Below are 19,103 nucleotides of genomic sequence, written 5' to 3'. Positions count from 1 at the left end.
TTGACGTACGCCGTGGTGTAAGAAGCGTCTCAGAAGTGGGTGGCGGTTGTGGTGACGTATCTCGATGCTGCGGCGACTACCCGGGTGGACCCCCGGGTAGCGGACGTGGTGCTTCACTGGATGACTGAAGACTTCGGCAACGCTGGCAGCCGGACTCACGAGTACGGGCTACGAGCCAAGAAGGCAGTAGCAGAGGCGCGCACCTTCCTGGCGGAGACGGTAGGAGCCAAGACCGAAGAGGTCATCTTCACCAGTGGAGCGACGGAGTCCAACAACATCGCCCTGCTCGGCATGGCTCCGTACGGAGAGAAGTACCAACGCCGACACATCATCACGTCTGCCATTGAGCACAAGGCAGTCATTGAGCCTCTCCTGCACCTGCAGAGCAAGGGCTTTGATGTCGACTTCCTTGAGCCCGGGCCGTCCGGTCGGATCACCACGGAGGCCGTGCTGGAGAAGCTTCGTCCAGACACCCTGTTGGTCTCCTTGATGCACGTGAACAACGAGACCGGCGTTATTCAGCCCGTGGCCGAGCTCGCCGAGGAGCTACGGGCGACGCCGACCTTCCTTCACGTTGATGCTGCGCAGGGCTATGGGAAGATTCCGCAGGACCTCAAGGCCCCCATCGACTTGATCAGCATCAGCGGCCACAAGGTCGGAGCGCCGAAGGGCGTGGGTGCTCTAGTGACTCGCCGCCGCGGCTGGGACAAAGCTCCTCTGGAGCCCATCATGTTCGGAGGCGGCCAGGAGCGGAAGCTCCGGCCCGGCACGCTCCCCGTACCTCTGATCATGGGTCTCTATGAGGCAGCGAAGATCTTTCAAGAGGGACAGGAGCGCTGGGAGCGAGATGCCCTTGCAATGCGCGAGCGCATGCTCACCGCCCTTGGCAAGACCGTCTTCCACATCAACGGGGACACTGAGCACAGCGTGCCGCACATCCTCAATGTGACCTTCGAGGGGCTCAATGCGGAAGCGCTGATCGTGAGGCTGAAGGAGCAGATCGCCGTCGCGACGGGCTCAGCGTGCACCAGTGCCTCGTACACACCGAGTCACGTACTGATGGCCATGGGGCTACCGAAGGAGGTAGCTACCAACGGGCTGCGCTTCTCCTGGTTCCCGAGCCAGGTCGCCGACTTCGACCCGGAGGAGTTCGTGGCGACGGTCGTGCGGATGCAACCGACCGCCTCTTGAGTCGGCTGAAGACGCCAGTCAGCCTGTTGTGCGCACCAGCCGGTGCCCGCGCAGCTCACGGCCACATCTGATCAGCTCGGTTTCCCATCCGTTCTCGGTACCGATGAGGTGTGAGTGCTCGTAGAGCCCCGCCCTCACCTCGGACTCGGTGAGCCGCCGGTAGCGGGGCACGTCGGGGTCGTCCGGGGTGAGGAATTCGTGCTTGCGGTGGAGCAGCGGACGGTTGGCGGAGTTCGCGTACGACGTGTGTGACGTCTCAAGGGTCTTCAAGTCGACCTGGTAGGAGGAGAGGATCCGCGGGTGCGGATCCTTGTCGAAGTCTGGGTAGTCGAGCCAAGAGACCGCGCGCCCCTGGTGCCTCAGCTTGGCCACTGTCCAGTCCTGCGGGCGGCCGGCGGCGATCGACGCGCAGTGCTCGTACAGCCTTAGCACGGTGGGCATTTGGTCCAGGGCTCTTCGGTGCACGTATAGGGCTGTTGGCGTCAGCTTTCCGACCTGTGACGCATTCATCGCGCCGCGTACGTATGCGTCATCGCGGAGCTTGAGGAGCAGACGGTCTGAGCGCTGGCAGGCTTCCTTGTAGGACGTGAAGAAGGCGCGTACGTCCAACTGCACACTCTCCGGGAGGCTGCTGAACGGGCCGCGGCCGTTGAAGAGTTCCACAGCTAGGTAGAGCAGGGTGTTCAGGGTCGAGCGCTTGGCTCCCTCGAAGAGCTTGTCGGCGTCGGCTGAGTCTCGGACGAGACGCTTGAGCTCGTTCGGCTTGAGGTGTGCCAGGAGCTCCGCGGTGGCACGCGGCATCTCGTCGATGCGGGGAGGGCGGCCTCGCCGCTCCACGTAGTCCACGAGTGCGGTGATTGCGGTCGCAGTGTCTTCAGATGCAAGCCATTCGGCATCTGGGACGATCCGCTGCGCGAGGTAGCTGAGACGGGCGGCATCTTCCTTGAAGGCGTAGACGATGCCGGGGGACGCCGAGACGACCCGGGCCCTCGTGACCTCCTCGACGTACGAGCGCAGCTCGCTGGCGCCGTAAAGGTGCTGGAACGTCTGGCGGCTGGTGAGCAGGCCATCGCCGAACGTCTCGCCGCGAACTTTGGACTTCTCCCAGGTAAGGCGAGCGGAGACGATCAGGACGGTAGTTGCCAGCTCCCAGGCTTGCTTCAGGGTCTCCCGGCGTTCTGCGGGGTCCTCGATCACGTTCAGCACATAGGTGAGGAGGACGACGGATGAGGGTTCGACGCGGGAGCCAGAGCGGTAGTACGGATCCCATCCGGTGATCTTGCAGTCGAGTCGTTCTAGAGCCCGGACATCGTCACCGCGGCCGCAGCCGTAGTCGAGGACTGTTCGGTCCGGGGTGAGTTGCCTGTCGGCGAGGGCCTGACGGGCGGGTACGGACAGGGTTGCGCGGCCGATGGCTGTACGACGGCGGTCGCTGTTCCAGGTCTCCTGCATCGAGCCTCGCTGCGTCTCAGGTGCTGGTAACAAGCGTAGTCAGGGGAATTGGCCGGCAGGAGACTTTCGAGGAGGCAGGGCCGAGTCCTGAGCTCGACCTGAGGCGTCCTTGACCAGTCGGCGTGTGCCTGATGCGCTTGGACAGTCGGGTATCGATTTCGGGGGTCCCTTGGTGTCCAGGCTGGTTCCACCTGCGCTCTCACGGGTCGCCGACAGCAGCATGGTGGCCGTATGAGACTCCGGCGCGGGCTCGCGATCGCCGGCGTCGCCGGAGGCGGTGCTGTGACCACGCTGCTGGTCGGGCTCGTCACCAATGCCGTATCCAACGAGTCGCGGTGGCCCGGCTGGTTGGGGTGGTTACAGGAGCATGCCTGGTTCTCGTTCGTCGTGTTGGGCGTGACGATGGCGGGGCTGACGGCCCTGCTCGCCGGGCTCTCCGAGGCTCGGCCTCCCACCACGCCGGGGCGATCGGAGGATGGAGCGGGACCGCCGGGAGCCGCCCAGGTGCTGCGTTCGTTGCCGCGCGACACTGCCGCGTTCACCGACCGTGTCGGGGAACTGGAACAGCTGATGGGCTCCGTGCAGGCCTCGCAGGAGCGTGGTGAGGGGCTGCCGGTTCATGTGATTGACGGAATGCCGGGCGTCGGGAAGACCACTTTCGCCGTGCACGCCGGTCACCTGCTCTCCGAGCGGTTTCCCGATGGTCAGCTCTTCGTGAACCTCAACGGGTACACGCCGGGGCGCACTCCCGTGCAAGCCAGCGAGGCGCTCGCCTCGCTTCTCGCGGCCGCCGGCGTGCCGACGCAGCAGATACCTGTCGGTGACGACGTCGGAGCGGTCACGGAGGCCCGGGCCGCGATGTGGCGGAGCAGGCTCGCGGGCAAGAAGGCGTTGCTGATTCTCGACAACGCGGCCAGCTACCGGCAGCTGGAGCCGCTGCTCCCTGGCGGGAGCGGGTGCCTGGTGTTGGTGACCAGCCGCAGGCGACTGGTGGCGAGCGAGGAGGTGGTCATGTCGGTGGAGGCGCTGCCGCCGGATCACGCGGTCGACCTCTTCGTGCGGCTCAGTGGGCGGCCGGCTGACGGGATTGACCGGGGTGTGGTGGACGAACTGGTGCGGCTGTGCGGGTGTCTGCCGCTGGGGGTGTCGTTGCTCGCGGCACGGTTGCGGCACCATCCGTCCTGGACCGCCGAGGACCTGCGCGGGCGGCTGGTGGCGGCGCGGGACCGGTTGGGAGAGCTGCGGGCCGGGGAGCGCGCCGTCACCGCGACGTTTGATCTCTCCTACCGGGATCTCGCGCCGGAGCGGCAGCGCTTCTTCCGGCAGCTCGGGTTCTTCCCGGGCACCGATCTCGATACTCACGTCGGTGCGGCTCTGGGTGAGGTCTCGGTCCTCGCGGCCCGTCGGCACCTCGAGGCGCTCTACGACGACCATCTGATCGACGAGCAGCCAGGGAGCCGCTACCGGCTGCACGATCTCCTTCGCGACTACGCCCGGGGCCTCGCCGTCGAGGGGGACAGCATGGATGATCACGTACAGGCTGTCGAGCGTGTGTGTACCTACTACCTGGCCGCTCTCACCGCCGCGAACGGACACATCGTGCGCAGTGGAGCCGCGGTGCCACCGGCGCCGGACGGCTCCTCGCGGGTGGAGACGCCGGCTCTGGGATCGCGGACGGAGGCTCTGAGCTGGCTGGAGGCCGAGCGGGCCAACATCCTCGCCGCCGTCCGGCAGGCGAACACTCTCGCCCTGCACGACCTCGTGGTCCGGCTCGCCGCGGCCATGGCGCCCTTCCTGCGTCAGGCCGGCCCCTGGGACCAGGCCGTCGGGCTGCACCGGACCGCCGCCGAGGCCGCCCGCCACACCGGCGATCAGAGGGCCCGGGGTGACGCTCTCGCCGAACTTGGTGTCGTACGCCGCTTCATGGCGGCCTATCCGCAGGCGATCGAGGCACTGAACGACGCCGTGACGGCGTACGAAGCGGTCGACGAGCGGCGGGGCAAGGCGGACGCTCTGAACCAGCTCGGCATCGTCTGGTACCTGACCGCGGACAACGCGGACGCAGCCCGCGCCCAGGCCGAGGCCCTCGCTCTCTACCGTGAGCTGGGCTACCGGCTTGGACAGGCGAACGCGCTTGCCGATCTCGGCATGACACGACGACAGATGAGCAGGTTCGATGCCGCGGTGGAGACGCAGAGCGAGGCCCTGACGATCTACCGAGAGCTCGGTGACCGGTACGGGGAGGCGAACTCCCTACGAGACTTGGGCGTCGTGCACTGCCTCATGGGCGCCTATGAAGTGGCCGCGCGGCATCACCAGGAGGCGTTCGACATCTACCTGGAGCTCGACGACCGTGAGCACCAGGCGTACGCGCTCAACGAGTTGGGCGTCGTCCGGCGGCTGACCGGAGACACCGAAGGAGCACGGACGGCACACAGCCAGGCCCTGACGCACTTCACCGAGCTCGGTGACCGGTTCGGCCGCGCCAACAGCATCCGCCACCTGGGCGCCGTGGAACGTGTGGCCGGGGATGCGACCGAGGCGATCCGGCTTCTGGAGGAGGCCCTGGACGTCTACCGCGAGCTCGGCAGCCGCGGAGGTGAGGCCGCCTCGCTGAGCGAGCTGGGCGTGGCGCGCGGCATCGTCGGTGAGCGCGACGGAGCGATCGAGGCGTTCCAGGGTGGACTGCGGATCCTGCGGGGCCTGGGCGACCGGTGCGGGGAGGCGGAGGTGCTGAACAACTGGGGCATGCTGGTGCTCAGCTCCGGTGACCCGGCCGCCGCCCGCCGGCACTTCGATCAGGCCGTCACGCTCGCGCGGGACATCCGCTGCCCGCTGGAGGAGGCGCGGGCACTGGAGGGTATCGGCCGCTGTGACTGGACAGTTGACGGGCCCGGGCACGGCGTGGGGTCGCTGCGAGCCGCCGTGACCCTGTACCGGCGGTTGGGAGTGAGCGCGGCCGTGGACGACATCGAACAGTTGCTGGTGTAGCGCTCCGGTGGACACCGACCATGTGGCCGAATTCCCTGTCCCGGGTGGGTTGTTGAGGCTGGTAGGGTTCCGGCTGATCTGTCGCTTCGACCCCGTCTCACCGTACCGTCTCCGGTACGTACCTCACGAGGAGCGTTGGATGCCGTCACCCATATCCGTCACCGAGCCGGACACCATCACGGCCGTCGGCCCGGAGGCCGCTGAGCCGACGGCGGCCGGCAACGCCGTCCTGGGCCGCGTGGCCGCCCGCGTCCGGCAGCGGCTGGAGGCGGAGGAGACCGCGGAGGGCGTGACGGGACGGTTCGGCGACGGGTCCCACGCGGCCTCGTTGATCTGGCCCTGGCCGCTGTGAGCACGTCCGCTCGATGACGGAACCCGAAGGCCCCGTTCCTTTCCGGACGTTCATCCTCAAGGTCGCCAACCGCTGCAACATCGACTGCGACTACTGCTTCGTCTTCAACTCTACGGACCAGGCGGCGCGGCGTATGCCCGCCCGCATGGACCTCGCCGTGGCCCGGGACGCTGCCCGGCGGATCGGTGAGCACGCCTCCGCGCACGGCCTTCGGACCGTCCACGTCGTGCTGCACGGCGGGGAGCCACTGCTCGCCGGCGTCGGGCACATGGGCGGTCTACTGGAGGCGGTCCGGGAGGGCGCGCCGGCCGGGACCCGGGTTCTCTTCGAGCTCCAGACCAACGGGACGCTCCTGTCCGGTGCCTGGCTGGACCTCTTCGAGCAGTACGAGGTCGCGGTCGGCGTCAGCCTCGACGGGCCGCCGCGTGCGAACGACCGGCACCGGTTGACCCACGCCGGGCGGTCGAGCGCCGCCTCGGCTGTGCAAGGCATCGAACTCCTGCGGTCGCGACCGCACTTGTTCGCGGGACTGCTCGCCGTCGTGGACCTAGCCAATGACCCTGCCGAGGTCCACGACTACCTGGCGACCTTCGAACCGCCCGTGATCGACTTCGGTCTGCCACACGCGACCCACGACGACCCGCCGTTCCGCGCCGACCCGGGCGTGCCCGAGTACGGGCTGTGGATGAGCAGGGTGTACGACGCCTGGCTCGCCCGCCCCGAGTACCGGCACAGCGTCCGGATGCTGGAGGACATCGTGGCCCTCAGCTCCGGCGTGCGCGGCTCGGTGGAGACGCTCGGCCTGGCCCCGCCGACGAGCGTCGTGATCGAGTCCGACGGCTCCGTCGAGGCGGTGGACACCCTGCGGTCGGTCAAGGAGGGCGCCTCCTGGCTCGGGCTCGACGTCATCCGCCACTCCTTCGACGAGGCGTTGTCGCATCCGAAACTGCTGCACCGGCAGCACGGCAGGAACGCGCTGGCTGAGAAGTGCCGCGCCTGCCCGCTCGTGGACGTCTGCGGCGGCGGCTACCTCCCCCACCGCTTCAGTGCTGCCCACGGCTACCGGAACCCGTCCGTCTACTGCGCGGACCTGGAGTACCTCATCCGGCACGTCCAGGGCTCTTTGCGGGAGTACGGCTGGAATCCCCAGACGGGGGCTGCTGCGTCACCGTAGGCGCCTGTGCCGTACCGCCGCGTGGGGATCGCGCGTTGGTACGAACGAGTGGGGTAGCGACCGAAGCAACCGAGGAACGAGAGGGAGGCACCGATGAGCGTGACGATCCGCCCTGCGGAGAAGCGGGACGTCCCGGCCATGGCTGAGCTGATCGAGGAGATCGAGCGGTACTACGGCACGACCGACGCCGACATCCAGCCGCTGGACGAACGCCGCGTCCAGGTCGAGGAGGCCCTTTTCGGCTCGCCGCCGCTGGCCTCCGCACTGCTCGTCGAGGACGACAGCGGGGACATCGTCGGACTCGCCGCCTACTCCTTCCTCTGGCCGGCCGCTGGCTCCACCCACTCCCTGTTCTTGAAGGAGCTGTACGTCCGCGGCACCCTGCGCCGACAGGGCATCGGTGCCCGTCTCATGGGCGAACTCCGTGCCCTGGCCGCCGCACGACCTGGCTGCAGCCGGGTCGAATGGATGGCTGACCGCGACAACCCGGGCGCACCGGCCTTCTACGAGGCACTCGGGTTCACCGAGTCAGCCGGGAAGATCGTCTACCGGGTCGACTCCGGCAACGCGTGAGGTGAGTGCGGCTGTGAAAGAGGAGCGCTGCGAGGAGTGCGGCAGCCGGGTCGTCATCGGGCTTGGGTGCGACTGCCCGCCGGGCTCATCAACTTCGGTGGACTCTCGTTCGGCATCGACGTCCGTGAAGAGGGAGTGGCATGCGCATCCGGATGACACGATCCTGATCTCTCCCGGGGAGTGCGCGCACCTGCCCGGCTGGTGCGACCACATGACCGAGGACGACGTTCGGCCCCCGCGGTGGGGGTGGATCCCGAATCCTCCGCACGGACTTTGGGAACGGTTGAGCAGCACCTACCCGGCGACTGCTACCGCGGGCAATCCGAAGCGGACAGCCGTGCGGCGGTGCAGCACCTGCGAGGCGAACCTCGCCCAGGGCTGATCGCCGCCCTCCACGCGGCTCTGCTCTCGCTTCGGTGGGCGCGGCCGCACCTGCCGACAGCCACGCCCGCCCCCATTGGGATCAGCAGGGAAGTCAGTAGGTGATGACGAGCCGCGCGGAGGGGCGGTCGATCACGGCTCCGTCGATGAGGTCGCTGTCCGGCGTGTCCGCGGGGTAGGCGGTGATCACGGGGTCGACGGTCCTTGCCGGGCTCCAGGCACGGATCTGTGCGCAGATCCGCTCGGCGAGCTCGGCGCCGGCGGGTCCGTAGCCGACGGCTCCCAGCCGGAACCGGGGTTCGGTGCCCTGGCCTTCGACGGTCCGTTCCAGAGTGAGGTAGGCGATGGAGTCCCCCTCGACGAGGGCGGGGCTCAGGGCAGGTGAGGCGAGGCGGTGGAGGCCGGCTTCCATCGCCGCGGCCTTCGCGGTGATGCGGCAGGTCGCTCGCTCGGCGGCGCTCAGGCGCAGCCAGACGCCGTCGAAGGACTCGACGGAGCCGACTGTCGCCTCCGTCCAGACGACCGACTTCGGACCGGTGAGGACGTCGCGCAGGAGGTCGGGGGCGACGGGCTGGTCCTCGTCCCAGTAGAGCCTGACGAGCCGGTCGTCGTCGATGTAGTCGTCGCGCTCCCCGTCCTGGCCGATCACCGGGAGGAAGCCGCACATCCTGACGGAGTCGGACCGCATCAGGTCCTTCTCCCGTCGGAACGCCACGGACCTGGACAGCCCGCGCCATCGCAGCGGGACCACGAGGCGTCCGCCGACAGCGAGCTGGTCCCACCAGGCACCGGGGAGGTCCCACATGCCGACCGCCGCAATCATCCGGTCGTAGGGACCGAACTCCGGGGCGCCCAGGGCGCCATCCCTCGTGACCACGCGAACGTCGCTGTATCCGTTCGCGTCCAGCATCCGGCGGGCATAGGCGGTCACGTCGGGCGCGATGTCGCACGTGGTGACCTCTCCGGACGTCCCGGTGAGGTGCTTGAGCAGGGCGGCGTTGTAACCGGTGCCGGCGCCGATCTCGAAGACGTTGTCGCCTTCGCGGACCGCGAGCTGGACCAGCATGAAGTGCACGACGTCGGGCTGGGAGGCGCAGCTCAGCGGAAGTGCGTCCTCGTCCGGGTTCGCCTTGATGGTCACGCTCTTGTTGGCGTACGCCTCCTCGACGGTCGCGTCGGGGAGGAAGGCGTGGCGGGGTACGGCCCGCATGGCGGTTTCGACGCGCGCGTCGCGGAGGCCGGAGACCTCCTGCTTCAGGATGGCGTCGACCAGGCGGTTGCGCAGGTCCTCGGGGGAGGCACCGGTGGTGTTGTTCATCGTGTCCTTCCAGAAGGTGCCCGGCCGTGCGTACGGCAGGGGCAGATCGTACTCATTCGCTGTGGTTCGGGGTGCGGTTCGCGGCGTCATCCCGCCACGAGCAGGCAGCGGTCCCAGGGGGCGGTGATCGCCGTGTTGGCGGGGTCGCTGAGGCGGACCAGATGAACGCCCGACGTGCCGTCCATGAGGCCGACGCCGTCCGGTGGTCCGCTGTGGTCCAGGTGCTCGTCGAGCCGGACCCGCAGACGGGGCAGGTGTCCCGCGAGCTCGTCGTCGACGGCGTCGGCGGCGGCACGGGAGGCGGTCTGTATCAGCCCCGCCCAGCCGTGGCAGAGGGACGCGTCGGTGAGCTGGGCGAGTTGCTGGTCGTCGGCCAGGCATCCGGCCAGGGCCTGTTCGGCCTGGCGTTGCCGGTCGCGGTCGCCGAGGGCGATACCGGCGAGTTGTTGGGCGCGGGCGATGCCGGGGGTGCCGTAGCACCAGGACGGGCGTCCGGGGCCTTGGTGCTGGAGAACGCCGCGCCGGTGTTCGGCTCGGGTGATCAGGTCCGGCCACCAAGCGCGCGTGCCGGTGCCCTCGCGCCACCGATCAAGCCGTTCGCAGATCCGGATGATGGCCTGCCGCTGGCCGGGCACCGTGTGGCCATGACGCATGGCCGTGGCCAGTAGTGCGAGCGGTCCGCTGATGCCGTGGGCCAGGCCGAAGTTCAGGTGTCCGCCGGGCCATCGCGGCGACGGGCGCAGATCGGGGCTGTCGCTGGTCCACCAGCCAGGGAGGAGCTGGGTTTCGACGGTGATCGGTTCGGTAAGCCGCACCAGGTAGGTGAGGGTGTCCCGCAGCTCTGTCCGGTGGCCGCGGTGCAGGTGGTACACGCCCAGCCCGGTCAGTCCGCTGATGAGGTCGTACTCGCCCAGGTTGGGCAGCGCGCCGCGGTCGATGCGCGCGTGTGCCCGCCAGAGGCGGTGGCGTGTGACGTCGGCAAGGTGTGTGTCCAGGGTCGCCAGGGCACGGTTGGCGGTGTCGGTGTGCGTGAAACTGAGGACGTACGCGACGGCCGGGGCGCCCTCGTACAGGCCGCATGCTTCGGGAGCGGCCTGGATCGGGCCCTTGACCATGGCGGCGGCCCACGGCCGGAGCGCGTCCCTGTCGTCTTCTCCGGTGCGGGTCCTGACGGCATGTAACAGAGCGGCTCCCGCGGCACCGGAGTACAGCGACTGGCCCCAGCCCGGTCTCGTGGGTGTGGGCGGCGTGTCGTGGCTCATGGGCGGCTTTCCCTTGGCCATGCGGCCCACGCGACGGCGGACTGACGGGCCAGGCGGCGGCAGATCCCCTCGTCCTCACGGTCCAGGCCTCGCAGGCGGTTGTGGTGCATGTGAAGCAGGGACTCCAGGACGGAGTCGCGGTCCATGCCCTCGGCGAGGTGCTCGCGATACAGCGCCAGGGCCACGACGCGGCGGTGCCAGGCGCCGGCCAGCGCTTCGCTCCAGCCACGGGCCCGGGGCGTGGCGTGGCGAACGAGGTCAATGGTCTGGTCTCTGACGCCTCGCTCGCCGCGGGCCCCAGGTGCCGGGCGGCGCGCCAGCCATCGCATTCCCTCGTCGGGGCCGAGCAGGCCGCGGGCGATGTCCACCATGCCGACCGCGGCCAGCGCGCGCCCGTCGACGCCGTCGGCTCGTAGGCCCCGCAGTGCGGCGAGGGCGTAGGCCGAGTCGGCCGTGAACACCGCCTCGGCCCCGCGCAGGGCGGCGCCAGGGCCGTAGCGGCCGACCTCCGGGGTGTATGTGTCGAACACGAGTCTGCTGCTGAGCCCCTCGCGGCGCAGCGCCGCGGCCCATCGGGCGACGAGCTCGGTGCAGGCCGCGTACTGCCCGGGGCTGCGGGTGCGGATGCGCAGGCGCAGATGGTCGAGGTCGTGCGGGCTGCGGTATCGGACGAACCACCACTCGGGTGCGTCGGGGAGCTGGGCCGTGAGCTGCGCGAGGTGGGTGCCGATCAGCTCCTCATACTGGTCGGGGTGGGTGTAGATCTTGGCGTTCAGCCAGGGTGCCCACCCCGATCCCGGTACGGGTCCGAGGGTGTTGTTGGTGAGCACGGGGAGGAGGCCGGAGAGCGGGTCAGGGGCCGGCGGGCGCGTGCTGGTCATCGGTAGGGCGATCTCGTGGACGTGGCCGCCGATCCAGCCGTAGCTCTCCTCGGGTGGCGCCTCGGTGAGCACGGCCTGCCCCTCCCGGGCGAGGTGGGCGCGCAGGACGGCGACGTGGGCCGGCACGTCGAGCCGCAGCCGCCGCGTCCGGTCGTCCTCTCGTAGCTCGACGGCACCGTGGCAGTGCCACCGCTTCCGCCACCGGCCGAGGGCGTCCGCCCACTCACGCGTCTCCGCTCGACGACCTGGCAGAGCGTCTGCGGTCAGGTTCCAGCGGCTGGGCGAGAGAATCACGCGCCCGTGGCGGACGCGGGGCAGGAACGGCAGCCGCGCGCCGTGCGGTCCCCAGTCGAAGCCGGTCCAGGCGGGGCCGAAGGCGCGGGTCAGGTGCGCCAGGAACCGGGCCAGGGGCGGGGGTTGTTTGTCCAGGGCCATGGCGTGGAAGACCTGCGGGTCCACCACGCGGCGGCGGGAGATGCTGACCAGGTACAGGCGGGTGTGCGTGGCCGTGACCGCGAGGTCGTCGACGTCGATGAGCGTCGGCCTGGTGTCGGCGGGGCCGCGGTGCTCGCCCAGCGGGATCACGTGCGGGAGATAGGCGGGGACGCGGGCGACGTTCTCGGTGTGCGGGTACAGCGGCGGAAAGGAGAGCTGGGCGGTCAGCGCGTTCTCGACGCTCGCGGGGACCTGGCGGTAGATCTCGTCGAGGCCGGAGCCGGTGGCGACCGGTGAGAACCGGGAGGTGAGCGTTCCCGCCGCGCGTGCCGGCGTCACGGTGAGCGTGAAGTCCCCGCGTTCCAGCGCGGGCAGGCTGTGAGCGTGCAGGCGCGCGCACATCTCCACGTGGGGCGGCGCCTCCTGCACGGCCATCGTCTCGTCGGCCAGACGCTCGACGAGGTCGTCGGTGAGGACGATCTCCCTGTCGCCGTCGGCGAGCGCCTGCCAGGCCATGGCCAGCAGCCGCTCGTCGCGCTCGGAGACCACCGGTGGCGGCGCGGTCCTGCGGCTGCCGGGGTACTCGGCCGGGTAGCCGAGCCCGGAGGCCGGGTCGACCACCTCCTTGACCGGCACCAGCGTGCCGGTGCCGTACCGCTCCCAGAAGGCGACCTGGTACTCCTTCCACACACCCTGGCCCGCCGGTCGGCGCGTCAGCCTCAGCAGCACATCGGCGGCTCGTTCCATCTCGAGCGCGACGCTCTCGGGTATTCGTACCTCGGCGTCCAGCCGCAGGTCGATGGCCAGCGGGTTTCGCCCCGCGCCGGAGAGCCGGCGCAACTGGGCTGTCAGCGCATCCCGTTGCGGCCCTTGGTGGGTGGCGGGAAGCCGGTTGTGCTCGTGCACGGCACGCTGCACCGCTTCCAGTTCGTCCAGAACCTTCGCGACCTCCGGCACCGTACCGGCGTCCGCGACGTGGAGTCGTTCGATCAGGTGGGACAGCGGATCGATGTCGGTCATCGGCGGGCGCAGGCTGGTGATCAGGAACTTCTCGCGCACGAGCTCGCCCAGCAGTGTGCCGATGTGCCGCGGCTCGGTTCGGGGAAAGGCGGCGGCCAACTGCTCCGCGAGGACAGCGAATCGGACCGGCTCCCGCGCGAGGTTCTCGATCAGGCGGATCGCGCTGGTGCGCCGGACGGTGGCCCCCATCGGTCCACCGTGCGGGACGTGCAGGCGTCCTCCGCGGCGTGCCGCCAGGTTGTTCAGTACCACGTCGAGCCGTTCCAGCAAGTCGGGGTACGCCTCCAGGCGGACGACGACGTCGTCCAGCCACTCGGTGTCCACCCGTGCCACGGCCCGGTGCGCGTCCCCCCATCTCGCGTACGGCGTGAACCCCACGCTGACCGGCGCCACCCCGGCGAAGAGGCCGAACGGGGTCGGTCGCCCGGTGGCTCGCAGTACGTAGCGGACGGTGGCCAGGGCTGCGCGCTGGACCTGCTTGGGGCGTGCCGGCTGCCCGGCGAGGATCGCGTCGACCCGCGCGGCGAGGTCACCGCTCGTCTGCCGAACGGCGTCGGCGAACCGCTGGTCGGCCCACACCTGCTTCAGCCACCTGCCGCACGCGTCCGTGTCGGAAGGATCGGGCCACCATCCCGGCAGACCCGTCAGTGGCATCGCGGCGGCCCGGAGCAGGGCCGTGCCCGTGTGCTGGTAAAGCTTTCCGTCACTTCCCATTTCCAGTGCCTCCGCAAAAGTGCTGTGAACGGGCGGGGCCGGGAGCGAAACCGCCCCCGGCCCCGCAGGAGCTGCTGTCAGACGGCACTCGCGCAGGACGAGGCGCAGGACGACTGGCAGCCGTCACCGGTGTCGCAGGCCCTGGGAAGCAGGTCGGAGTCGACCTCCGTGATGACGGTGAGGTCGACGTCGAAGGGGTCGGCGTGCCCGTCGATGGCGCCTGTCGCGACGGGTGCCTCGGTGCCGGCCGTTGCCGGCGGCGGCGCACTGATCGGGCTGAGTGTGGTTGCGGTCATCGCGCTTCCTCTCGTGTCAGAAAGATCCGAACGGTTCGTCGTACCGCTGCCCGGCTGGTGTGCGGCTCGTCGCGCCACACACCGGCCGGGGTCCTGCTTTCGCATCCTGCGGTGCGGCCCCTCTCCGGCTGATCGGATTCCGTGGGGGAGGTGGATTCGGAGCATCCGGAGAGGGGGGTCAAGGGCACGGGCCGGAGCTACCGGATCTGGCCCGCGTAGAGCGTGGTCAACGCAGTGCCGGTCACCAGGACAGGCAGGAACAGCATCTGGAAGGAGCCGAAGCCGAACCGGCCGACGTACTTCGCCGGATGCCGCAGTGCTCGTCCGACCTGGTCCATTCGCTGGCGGAGAAACCCCTGTCGCACGGTGGTCATCACGCCGCCGGCCTCCGCGAGCCCGTGGCGTCGGCGGCCTCAGCAGGTGACGCAGGCAAACAGCCGTTCAGCGCCAGGCGCGTGCCCGAGGACATCTCGCGTCGTGCGGTCTGCCTCGCTCTGCAGCTCATTCCGCGTCACCTCCAGCCGGGTGGGCCGAGACGCCAGGCCGGCGCCTCGAAGAAGAGCCTCGTCGGGTGCAGTTGGCGGGGGTACGCCGTCAGCACGCCCTTCGCACGCCGTCCGGCGGGCGCGAAGAGGCGGAGGCGCGGCGTACCGCCGCGGCTCGCGCGTGGGAAGGCTGGTCGGTCCCGTGCCTACCGGAAACGAGAAGTGGCGATGGACGCAGTGGATGAACAACCCCTCTGCAGGCGGACACCCGTACGACGTCGTTGGGTGAAGCTGACCGAGTGCGCCGAGCCCGCGGGACTCGCGCGCCGACATGTCCGCGAGGCCCTTGCTGGATGCGCCCGGCCGGAGCGGGTAGAGGACGCCGTTCTGGTCGCCTCGGAGCTGGTGGGCAACGCGGTCAGACACACGGCCGGCGGTCCCGACCGCATGTGTGTGGAGGTCTACCGGAACGTGGCCGTGCTAAGGGTCCTTGACTGGGGACGGGAGGTGTCCGGGGTCCGGGCACGGTCCGCGGAGATGTCGCTGGCAGAACTGGCGGACAGTGGTCTCGGGCTACTGCTCGTGGAGGCCCTGGCCTCCGGGTGGTTGGCCCGGCCGACCGCGATCGGCAAGGAAGTGGTCGTGGTTCTCGCCCTGGACGCCGGTGCGCTATCCGAGCGGGACGTTCTTCCGTACATCCCAGCGGTACGTCCGCCCCTCGCGGCGGAGCTCCACCAGCTGGACAGCGGGGACGGAGAGTTCGACGGCGGGGAGGGCGCGGAGCCCTGAGACGGCCGCCACGACCGGGGCGGCGGGGCGCCGACGGTTGTTGTACGCGAGGCTCAGGTGCGGCCGGAAGGCGGACGTCGGCTTCTTCGGGGCCATCCCGACGCCGCTCCCCGCCTCGGCCAGCGCGTGGTGCAGCCGGAGCAGGGGTTCCCAGGGGCCGAGGGAGAGGCGGACGGCACCTCGGGACCCGGCCAGCGGCATGGCGCGTATGGAGAACGCCGAGGGCAGCGACGCCTCGGCGTCCCGCGCCAGGCTGTCCAGCTGGCCGGGGATGACGGAGTCCGGTGCTCCCACGCGGACGAGGGTGATGTGCAGTCCGTCCGTCGGCACCGGGTCGAGGCCGAGGGGAGTCAACTCCTCCTGGCAGTGTTCGGCGAGAGCCGTGAGACGCTCGTCACCTGGGAAGGTCAGCATCCAGTAGTACGCCCGGCTGCCGTCCGACCAGCCTGGGCGTGCCCAGTGGTCGGTCATCTCGTCGAGTGCGCTGAACGCCGCCCAGTCGTGGGCCGCGGTGACCGACGGATCGTGCGTGTCGGCGGGAGGCTCGGCGGGGAACGCGGCGGGGTCGGCGCTGAGCAGGGGCACCCGGCGTACTCCTTCGGCATCACACTGCCCCGGCGTACGACGACACCGACGGCGCCTACGACGCGGACGACGCCATGGCCAGGGCCGCTGGCTGCGAGCTCCAGGTCCGGAACTCGTCGCCATAATCGCGCACGGCTGGGTGATCACGCCATTGCCCGGCCTGCTCGCGCAGGTCGCGGGAGCGCTGGTAGACGGAGCTGATTGGCGAGTCTCCGCACAGCTGCAGGGCCTCCCGGCCCAGCGCCATCGCGTGGTCGATGTCGGGTGTGCGCTGCTGCAGGAGCGCGGTGGCGACGTCGAGGCGTACGAGCGAACGGCTCCAGGCGGAGGTCGAGTGCTCCACGAGGTCGTCGATGTGCTCGGCATCGCGCAGAACCTGCGCCGTGTTGCGGAGCGCCACGTGTGACGTGACGGCGTTGGCCAGCGTCCGAGCCCGTCCGTACGGCTCGAAGGAGATGCAGGAGGTCAGCCCGACGGGTACATCGTGGAGGTCGGAGAGCCGGAGCGCCTGTCCCACGGCCTGCTCGACGGCACGCCGGTCGCTGGTCTTGCCAAGGGCCCGGGCCCGGCCGTTGGCGAGCAGGCGGATGGACTGGGCGTGGCGCGGGGCCCGCTCGACGGCCGCGGCGGCGCAGGCATCCGCCTCGTCGTACCGGCCGGCGTAGTAGAGGCTGAAGGAGAGGGTGCCGCACGCCCAGAGATCCGTGTCCAGGTCGCCGATCTCGCGGCTGAGCTCCCGGGATTCGGTGCAGTACGCCTCCGAGAGCGCGAAGTCGCCCATGTTGACCGCCATGTAGCCGAGCAGGCCGGAGGCACGGGCCGCGAGGCGGAAGAGTTCCCGGCGCGCGCGTGGGGGCTGACGGCCGTCGAGGAGGGTGTGGGCGAGCTGGCGCACCTGGCGGGCCTGCGGGCGGAGGACGTACGGCCCGTCCTGTTCGTACCGGCTGGCGATGCCCTGCAGGGAGGCGTCGAGGAAGGCGAGGGTCGCGTCGTCGGCGTTGCTGGCCGTGAGCTGCCGGGTCCGGGCGACGATGTCCAGTGGGTTCTCGTCGTCCTCGCGTGGCGGAGGGGGACTCGGGGTCCGCCGGCGTGTGGGCGGCTGACGCGTGTGGGGCTGCTCGGCGCGGTCGTGCGCGAGGTCGCCGTGGTCGTGCGGTAGGTTGCCGCAATCGTTCGTGAGGTCGCTGTCGTACGCGGAGTCGTCGTCGTACGCCGTGGAGAACAGCTCGGACACGGGTCTGCCCAGCATGTGTTCCAGGACCCGGCAGGCGTCAGGGCGGGGCAGGGTCAGTAACTCCCCGCCGTACCAGCGGTCGTACTGACGTGGGGAGACCTGGAGGGACGCCAGGCGGGGGTCTCGGTCGAGCTCCGCCAGCCGGACGGCGGCGCGCTCGTACTGGGCGGCGAAGGCCTCGTGCGTCGTCAGGTGCCGTTGCTGCAGCAGCTGCCGGAACAGCGTTGTCCGTGGCATGGCCCACCCTCCCGGTGCGGCGTGCAGGACCGACGCGGAGGCACGTGCGGGTAGCAGGGCGTGGCACGTCGCCCATCGGTCGGCTGCGGCACGCACCCGTGCGAACGCGCGCCGTGACTCCTGACAGCATGCCGACGCAACCACCAACTAGGCAATATGTCTTGAGAAGTTGACCCGTATGGCTTGTAGAGGCGTCGCCGGTACGGAGAGACTTCGAGCATGGCCTTGAAGAGAAGCCTGGTCCCGCAGTCCGTGTACCGGCGACAGCTCGCGGCACGGCTGAAGGAGCTGCGCGACGCGACCGGGCTCACCCTCACCGAGGTCGCCGATCAACTGGAGGTCAACCAGGGGTCGCTGAGCCGGATCGAGAACGGCGAACGCGGTACGACACCGGTCCTCGTCCGGGCCCTACTGGACCTGTACGGCGTCGTCGACGACGACCGGCGCGCCGACGTACTCGACCTCGTACGGGCGGACAAGGAGCAGCAGAAGCCCTGGTGGCGGAAGTACTCGACGGTGCTCACCCCGACCCGCTACGACGGGTACCTGGCGCTGGAGGCCGGCGCGACGGACCTCGCCAGCTACCAGCCAATGCTCGTGCCGGGGCTGCTCCAAACCGAGGACTACGCCCGCGCGGTAATCTCCCAGATGAGGAAGGACCTGTCCCCGCCACAGGTCGAATCCCTGGTCAGGGTCCGGATGGAGCGGCAGAACAGCCGCCTGGGAGGCGAGTCCCCCGCGCGGCTCTGGGCGATCCTCGACGAAGCCGTGCTGCGCAGGACCGTCGGCTCCGCCGAGGTGATGCGCGACCAGGCGCGGAAGCTGGTGGAGGCGGGCGAGCAGCCGAACGTCACCGTGCAGCTGCTGCCGTTCTCGCTCGGCGCGCATCCCGGGCTGTACGGCCCGTTCGTCATCCTGACCTTCCCGCACCCCACGCCGGACCTGGTGTGGCTGGAGAATCCCAAGAACTCCGTGTATCTCGAGTCCCGAGAGGACGTGGAGAACTACACGGACATCTTCGACCAGTTGAGGGGCACCGCCCTCGACCCGTCGGAGACCCGCACCCGCATCGCACGAATCAGCAAGGAGCTCGAAGAGTGAGCACGCCCAGCACGGCCGCCCCGCACGACGTCACGGCAGCTCCGCACGACGTCGATCTCACGCACCTGCGGTGGCGGAAGAGCTCGTACAGCGGGGGTGCGAACGACTGCGTGGAGGTCGCCGACCTCGCCAACACGACCTATGCCGGGGTCGCGATCCGCGACAGCAAGGTCCTGCAGGGACCTGTGCTGATCGTCGCCGTGGACTCCTTCGCGGCGTTCATCCAGGGCGTCGATCACGCACCGCAGGGGGCATGACGGCGATCCGCTCGAAAGCGTTGACTCTCAGCCGGGGCGCAGGAGTTGGTGCCTCAAGCACCGTCCACGGAACTGTCGACGACCGAGAAGCCCAGTTCACGAAGCACCGAGACCGCGTGACCTTCTCCTCCGGAGAACTGGCTGGACTCCAGCGCTTCCTGCCCTGGGACGTATCCGTGAGCGACGCCCACGATCGCCTTGGAGTCGTAGATCTTGCCGTCGTGCTCCACGAGGTAGCGGCGTGCGCGTCCGAAACCGTGAGTCTCCAGAAAACCATCGCGGCCGAGTCTGTCGAATTCCTCGATTGCCTGGACGACGGCTGAAGCGGTGATGTCCGTGAGTGCCATGAGTCGAACGATAAGTCACACCAGTGAC

The 19,103-nt window shown here is 69.7% G+C and carries 17 protein-coding genes; 8 read left to right on the top strand and 9 right to left on the bottom strand.

The window, feature by feature from the left end; genetic code table 11:
- Positions 1-39: 39 nt before the first annotated feature.
- Positions 40-1,191, top strand: coding sequence for a cysteine desulfurase DndA (gene dndA, locus ACGF5O_RS22010; protein WP_393811539.1), 1,152 nt, complete (start codon positions 40-42; stop codon positions 1,189-1,191).
- A gap of 18 nt (positions 1,192-1,209) precedes the next feature.
- On the opposite strand, the gene ACGF5O_RS22005 is transcribed toward dndA, so the two are convergent.
- Positions 1,210-2,643 carry a DNA phosphorothioation-associated putative methyltransferase gene (locus ACGF5O_RS22005; protein ID WP_393811538.1) on the bottom strand — a complete coding sequence of 478 codons (1,434 nt, stop codon included), beginning with the start codon at positions 2,641-2,643 and terminating at the stop codon, positions 1,210-1,212.
- A gap of 231 nt (positions 2,644-2,874) precedes the next feature.
- Between ACGF5O_RS22005 and haaT the strand changes: the two genes are divergently transcribed.
- From haaT to haaN, 4 genes are all read left to right on the top strand, one after another.
- Positions 2,875-5,634: a cyclophane-containing RiPP biosynthesis TPR protein HaaT gene (gene haaT, locus ACGF5O_RS22000; RefSeq protein ID WP_393811537.1), complete on the top strand. Its 2,760-nt coding sequence runs from the start codon at positions 2,875-2,877 to the stop codon at positions 5,632-5,634.
- Positions 5,635-5,773: 139 nt separating this feature from the next.
- Positions 5,774-5,986, top strand: a complete 213-nt coding sequence (gene haaA, locus ACGF5O_RS21995; RefSeq protein ID WP_393811536.1) for a HaaA family cyclophane-containing RiPP peptide — start codon at positions 5,774-5,776, stop codon at positions 5,984-5,986.
- 13 nt (positions 5,987-5,999) lie between these two features.
- The gene (locus ACGF5O_RS21990; RefSeq protein WP_393811535.1) at positions 6,000-7,160 is read left to right on the top strand and encodes an FxsB family cyclophane-forming radical SAM/SPASM peptide maturase; all 1,161 of its coding nucleotides are present in this window, start codon (positions 6,000-6,002) and stop codon (positions 7,158-7,160) included.
- Positions 7,161-7,253: 93 nt separating this feature from the next.
- Positions 7,254-7,733, top strand: coding sequence for a cyclophane-containing RiPP N-acetyltransferase HaaN (gene haaN / locus ACGF5O_RS21985; protein WP_393811534.1), 480 nt, complete (start codon positions 7,254-7,256; stop codon positions 7,731-7,733).
- 475 nt (positions 7,734-8,208) lie between these two features.
- On the opposite strand, the gene fxlM is transcribed toward haaN, so the two are convergent.
- From fxlM to ACGF5O_RS21960, 5 genes are all read right to left on the bottom strand, one after another.
- Positions 8,209-9,432 (bottom strand): methyltransferase, FxLD system, encoded by a 1,224-nt coding sequence (fxlM, locus tag ACGF5O_RS21980; protein WP_393811533.1) that lies wholly within the window; start codon positions 9,430-9,432, stop codon positions 8,209-8,211.
- Positions 9,433-9,518: 86 nt separating this feature from the next.
- Entirely contained in the window at positions 9,519-10,694 is a 1,176-nt protein-coding gene (locus ACGF5O_RS21975) for a lanthionine synthetase C family protein (protein ID WP_393811532.1), read from the bottom strand.
- Positions 10,691-13,744 carry a lantibiotic dehydratase gene (locus tag ACGF5O_RS21970; RefSeq protein ID WP_393811531.1) on the bottom strand — a complete coding sequence of 1,018 codons (3,054 nt, stop codon included), beginning with the start codon at positions 13,742-13,744 and terminating at the stop codon, positions 10,691-10,693. Before ACGF5O_RS21970 ends, ACGF5O_RS21975 begins: the two co-directional genes overlap by 4 nt.
- Before the next feature lie 77 nt (positions 13,745-13,821).
- A complete protein-coding gene (fxlA, locus tag ACGF5O_RS21965; protein ID WP_393811530.1) occupies positions 13,822-14,040 on the bottom strand; it encodes an FxLD family lanthipeptide in 219 nt (72 codons plus the stop codon).
- A gap of 197 nt (positions 14,041-14,237) precedes the next feature.
- Positions 14,238-14,414, bottom strand: a complete 177-nt coding sequence (locus tag ACGF5O_RS21960; RefSeq protein WP_393811569.1) for a hypothetical protein — start codon at positions 14,412-14,414, stop codon at positions 14,238-14,240.
- Between ACGF5O_RS21960 and ACGF5O_RS21955 the strand changes: the two genes are divergently transcribed.
- Positions 14,349-15,314, top strand: coding sequence for an ATP-binding protein (locus tag ACGF5O_RS21955; RefSeq protein WP_393811529.1), 966 nt, complete (start codon positions 14,349-14,351; stop codon positions 15,312-15,314). The two genes, ACGF5O_RS21960 and ACGF5O_RS21955, sit on opposite strands and share 66 nt — an antisense overlap.
- Here ACGF5O_RS21955 and ACGF5O_RS21950 read toward each other — a convergent pair.
- Entirely contained in the window at positions 15,195-15,899 is a 705-nt protein-coding gene (locus ACGF5O_RS21950) for a 2'-5' RNA ligase family protein (RefSeq protein ID WP_393811528.1), read from the bottom strand. The two genes, ACGF5O_RS21955 and ACGF5O_RS21950, sit on opposite strands and share 120 nt — an antisense overlap.
- A 55-nt stretch (positions 15,900-15,954) precedes the next feature.
- Positions 15,955-17,370, bottom strand: coding sequence for a hypothetical protein (locus tag ACGF5O_RS21945; RefSeq protein WP_393811527.1), 1,416 nt, complete (start codon positions 17,368-17,370; stop codon positions 15,955-15,957).
- A gap of 219 nt (positions 17,371-17,589) precedes the next feature.
- On the opposite strand from ACGF5O_RS21945, the gene ACGF5O_RS21940 reads away from it, so the two are divergent.
- Positions 17,590-18,471, top strand: a complete 882-nt coding sequence (locus ACGF5O_RS21940) for a helix-turn-helix domain-containing protein (RefSeq protein WP_393811526.1) — start codon at positions 17,590-17,592, stop codon at positions 18,469-18,471.
- On the top strand, positions 18,468-18,728 hold the full coding sequence (locus tag ACGF5O_RS21935) for a DUF397 domain-containing protein (protein WP_393811525.1): 261 nt from the start codon (positions 18,468-18,470) through the stop codon (positions 18,726-18,728). Before ACGF5O_RS21940 ends, ACGF5O_RS21935 begins: the two co-directional genes overlap by 4 nt.
- Before the next feature lie 53 nt (positions 18,729-18,781).
- Here the strand turns inward: ACGF5O_RS21935 and ACGF5O_RS21930 are convergent, their stop codons facing one another.
- Positions 18,782-19,075 (bottom strand): hypothetical protein, encoded by a 294-nt coding sequence (locus ACGF5O_RS21930; RefSeq protein ID WP_393811524.1) that lies wholly within the window; start codon positions 19,073-19,075, stop codon positions 18,782-18,784.
- Positions 19,076-19,103 lie beyond the last annotated feature (28 nt).

The organism is Streptomyces sp. NPDC048291, from assembly GCF_043201715.1.
Lineage (GTDB): Bacteria > Actinomycetota > Actinomycetes > Streptomycetales > Streptomycetaceae > Streptomyces.
Note: the sequence above shows the minus strand (reverse complement) of the source record. Positions and strands in the feature narration are given on the sequence as shown.

Excerpts from the sequence above, each read along its gene's own strand:
- haaN (WP_393811534.1), top strand. The coding sequence starts at position 7,254 with ATGAGCGTGACGATCCGCCCTGCGGAGAAGCGGGACGTCCCGGCCATG.
- ACGF5O_RS21960 (WP_393811569.1), bottom strand. The coding sequence starts at position 14,414 with ATGACCACCGTGCGACAGGGGTTTCTCCGCCAGCGAATGGACCAGGTC.
- ACGF5O_RS21975 (WP_393811532.1), bottom strand. The coding sequence starts at position 10,694 with ATGAGCCACGACACGCCGCCCACACCCACGAGACCGGGCTGGGGCCAG.
- ACGF5O_RS21970 (WP_393811531.1), bottom strand. The coding sequence starts at position 13,744 with ATGGGAAGTGACGGAAAGCTTTACCAGCACACGGGCACGGCCCTGCTC.
- haaT (WP_393811537.1), top strand. The coding sequence starts at position 2,875 with ATGAGACTCCGGCGCGGGCTCGCGATCGCCGGCGTCGCCGGAGGCGGT.
- ACGF5O_RS21945 (WP_393811527.1), bottom strand. The coding sequence starts at position 17,370 with ATGCCACGGACAACGCTGTTCCGGCAGCTGCTGCAGCAACGGCACCTG.
- fxlA (WP_393811530.1), bottom strand. The coding sequence starts at position 14,040 with ATGACCGCAACCACACTCAGCCCGATCAGTGCGCCGCCGCCGGCAACG.
- ACGF5O_RS21990 (WP_393811535.1), top strand. The coding sequence starts at position 6,000 with ATGACGGAACCCGAAGGCCCCGTTCCTTTCCGGACGTTCATCCTCAAG.
- fxlM (WP_393811533.1), bottom strand. The coding sequence starts at position 9,432 with ATGAACAACACCACCGGTGCCTCCCCCGAGGACCTGCGCAACCGCCTG.
- ACGF5O_RS21940 (WP_393811526.1), top strand. The coding sequence starts at position 17,590 with ATGGCCTTGAAGAGAAGCCTGGTCCCGCAGTCCGTGTACCGGCGACAG.
- ACGF5O_RS22005 (WP_393811538.1), bottom strand. The coding sequence starts at position 2,643 with ATGCAGGAGACCTGGAACAGCGACCGCCGTCGTACAGCCATCGGCCGC.
- ACGF5O_RS21955 (WP_393811529.1), top strand. The coding sequence starts at position 14,349 with ATGCCGCAGTGCTCGTCCGACCTGGTCCATTCGCTGGCGGAGAAACCC.
- haaA (WP_393811536.1), top strand. The coding sequence starts at position 5,774 with ATGCCGTCACCCATATCCGTCACCGAGCCGGACACCATCACGGCCGTC.
- ACGF5O_RS21930 (WP_393811524.1), bottom strand. The coding sequence starts at position 19,075 with ATGGCACTCACGGACATCACCGCTTCAGCCGTCGTCCAGGCAATCGAG.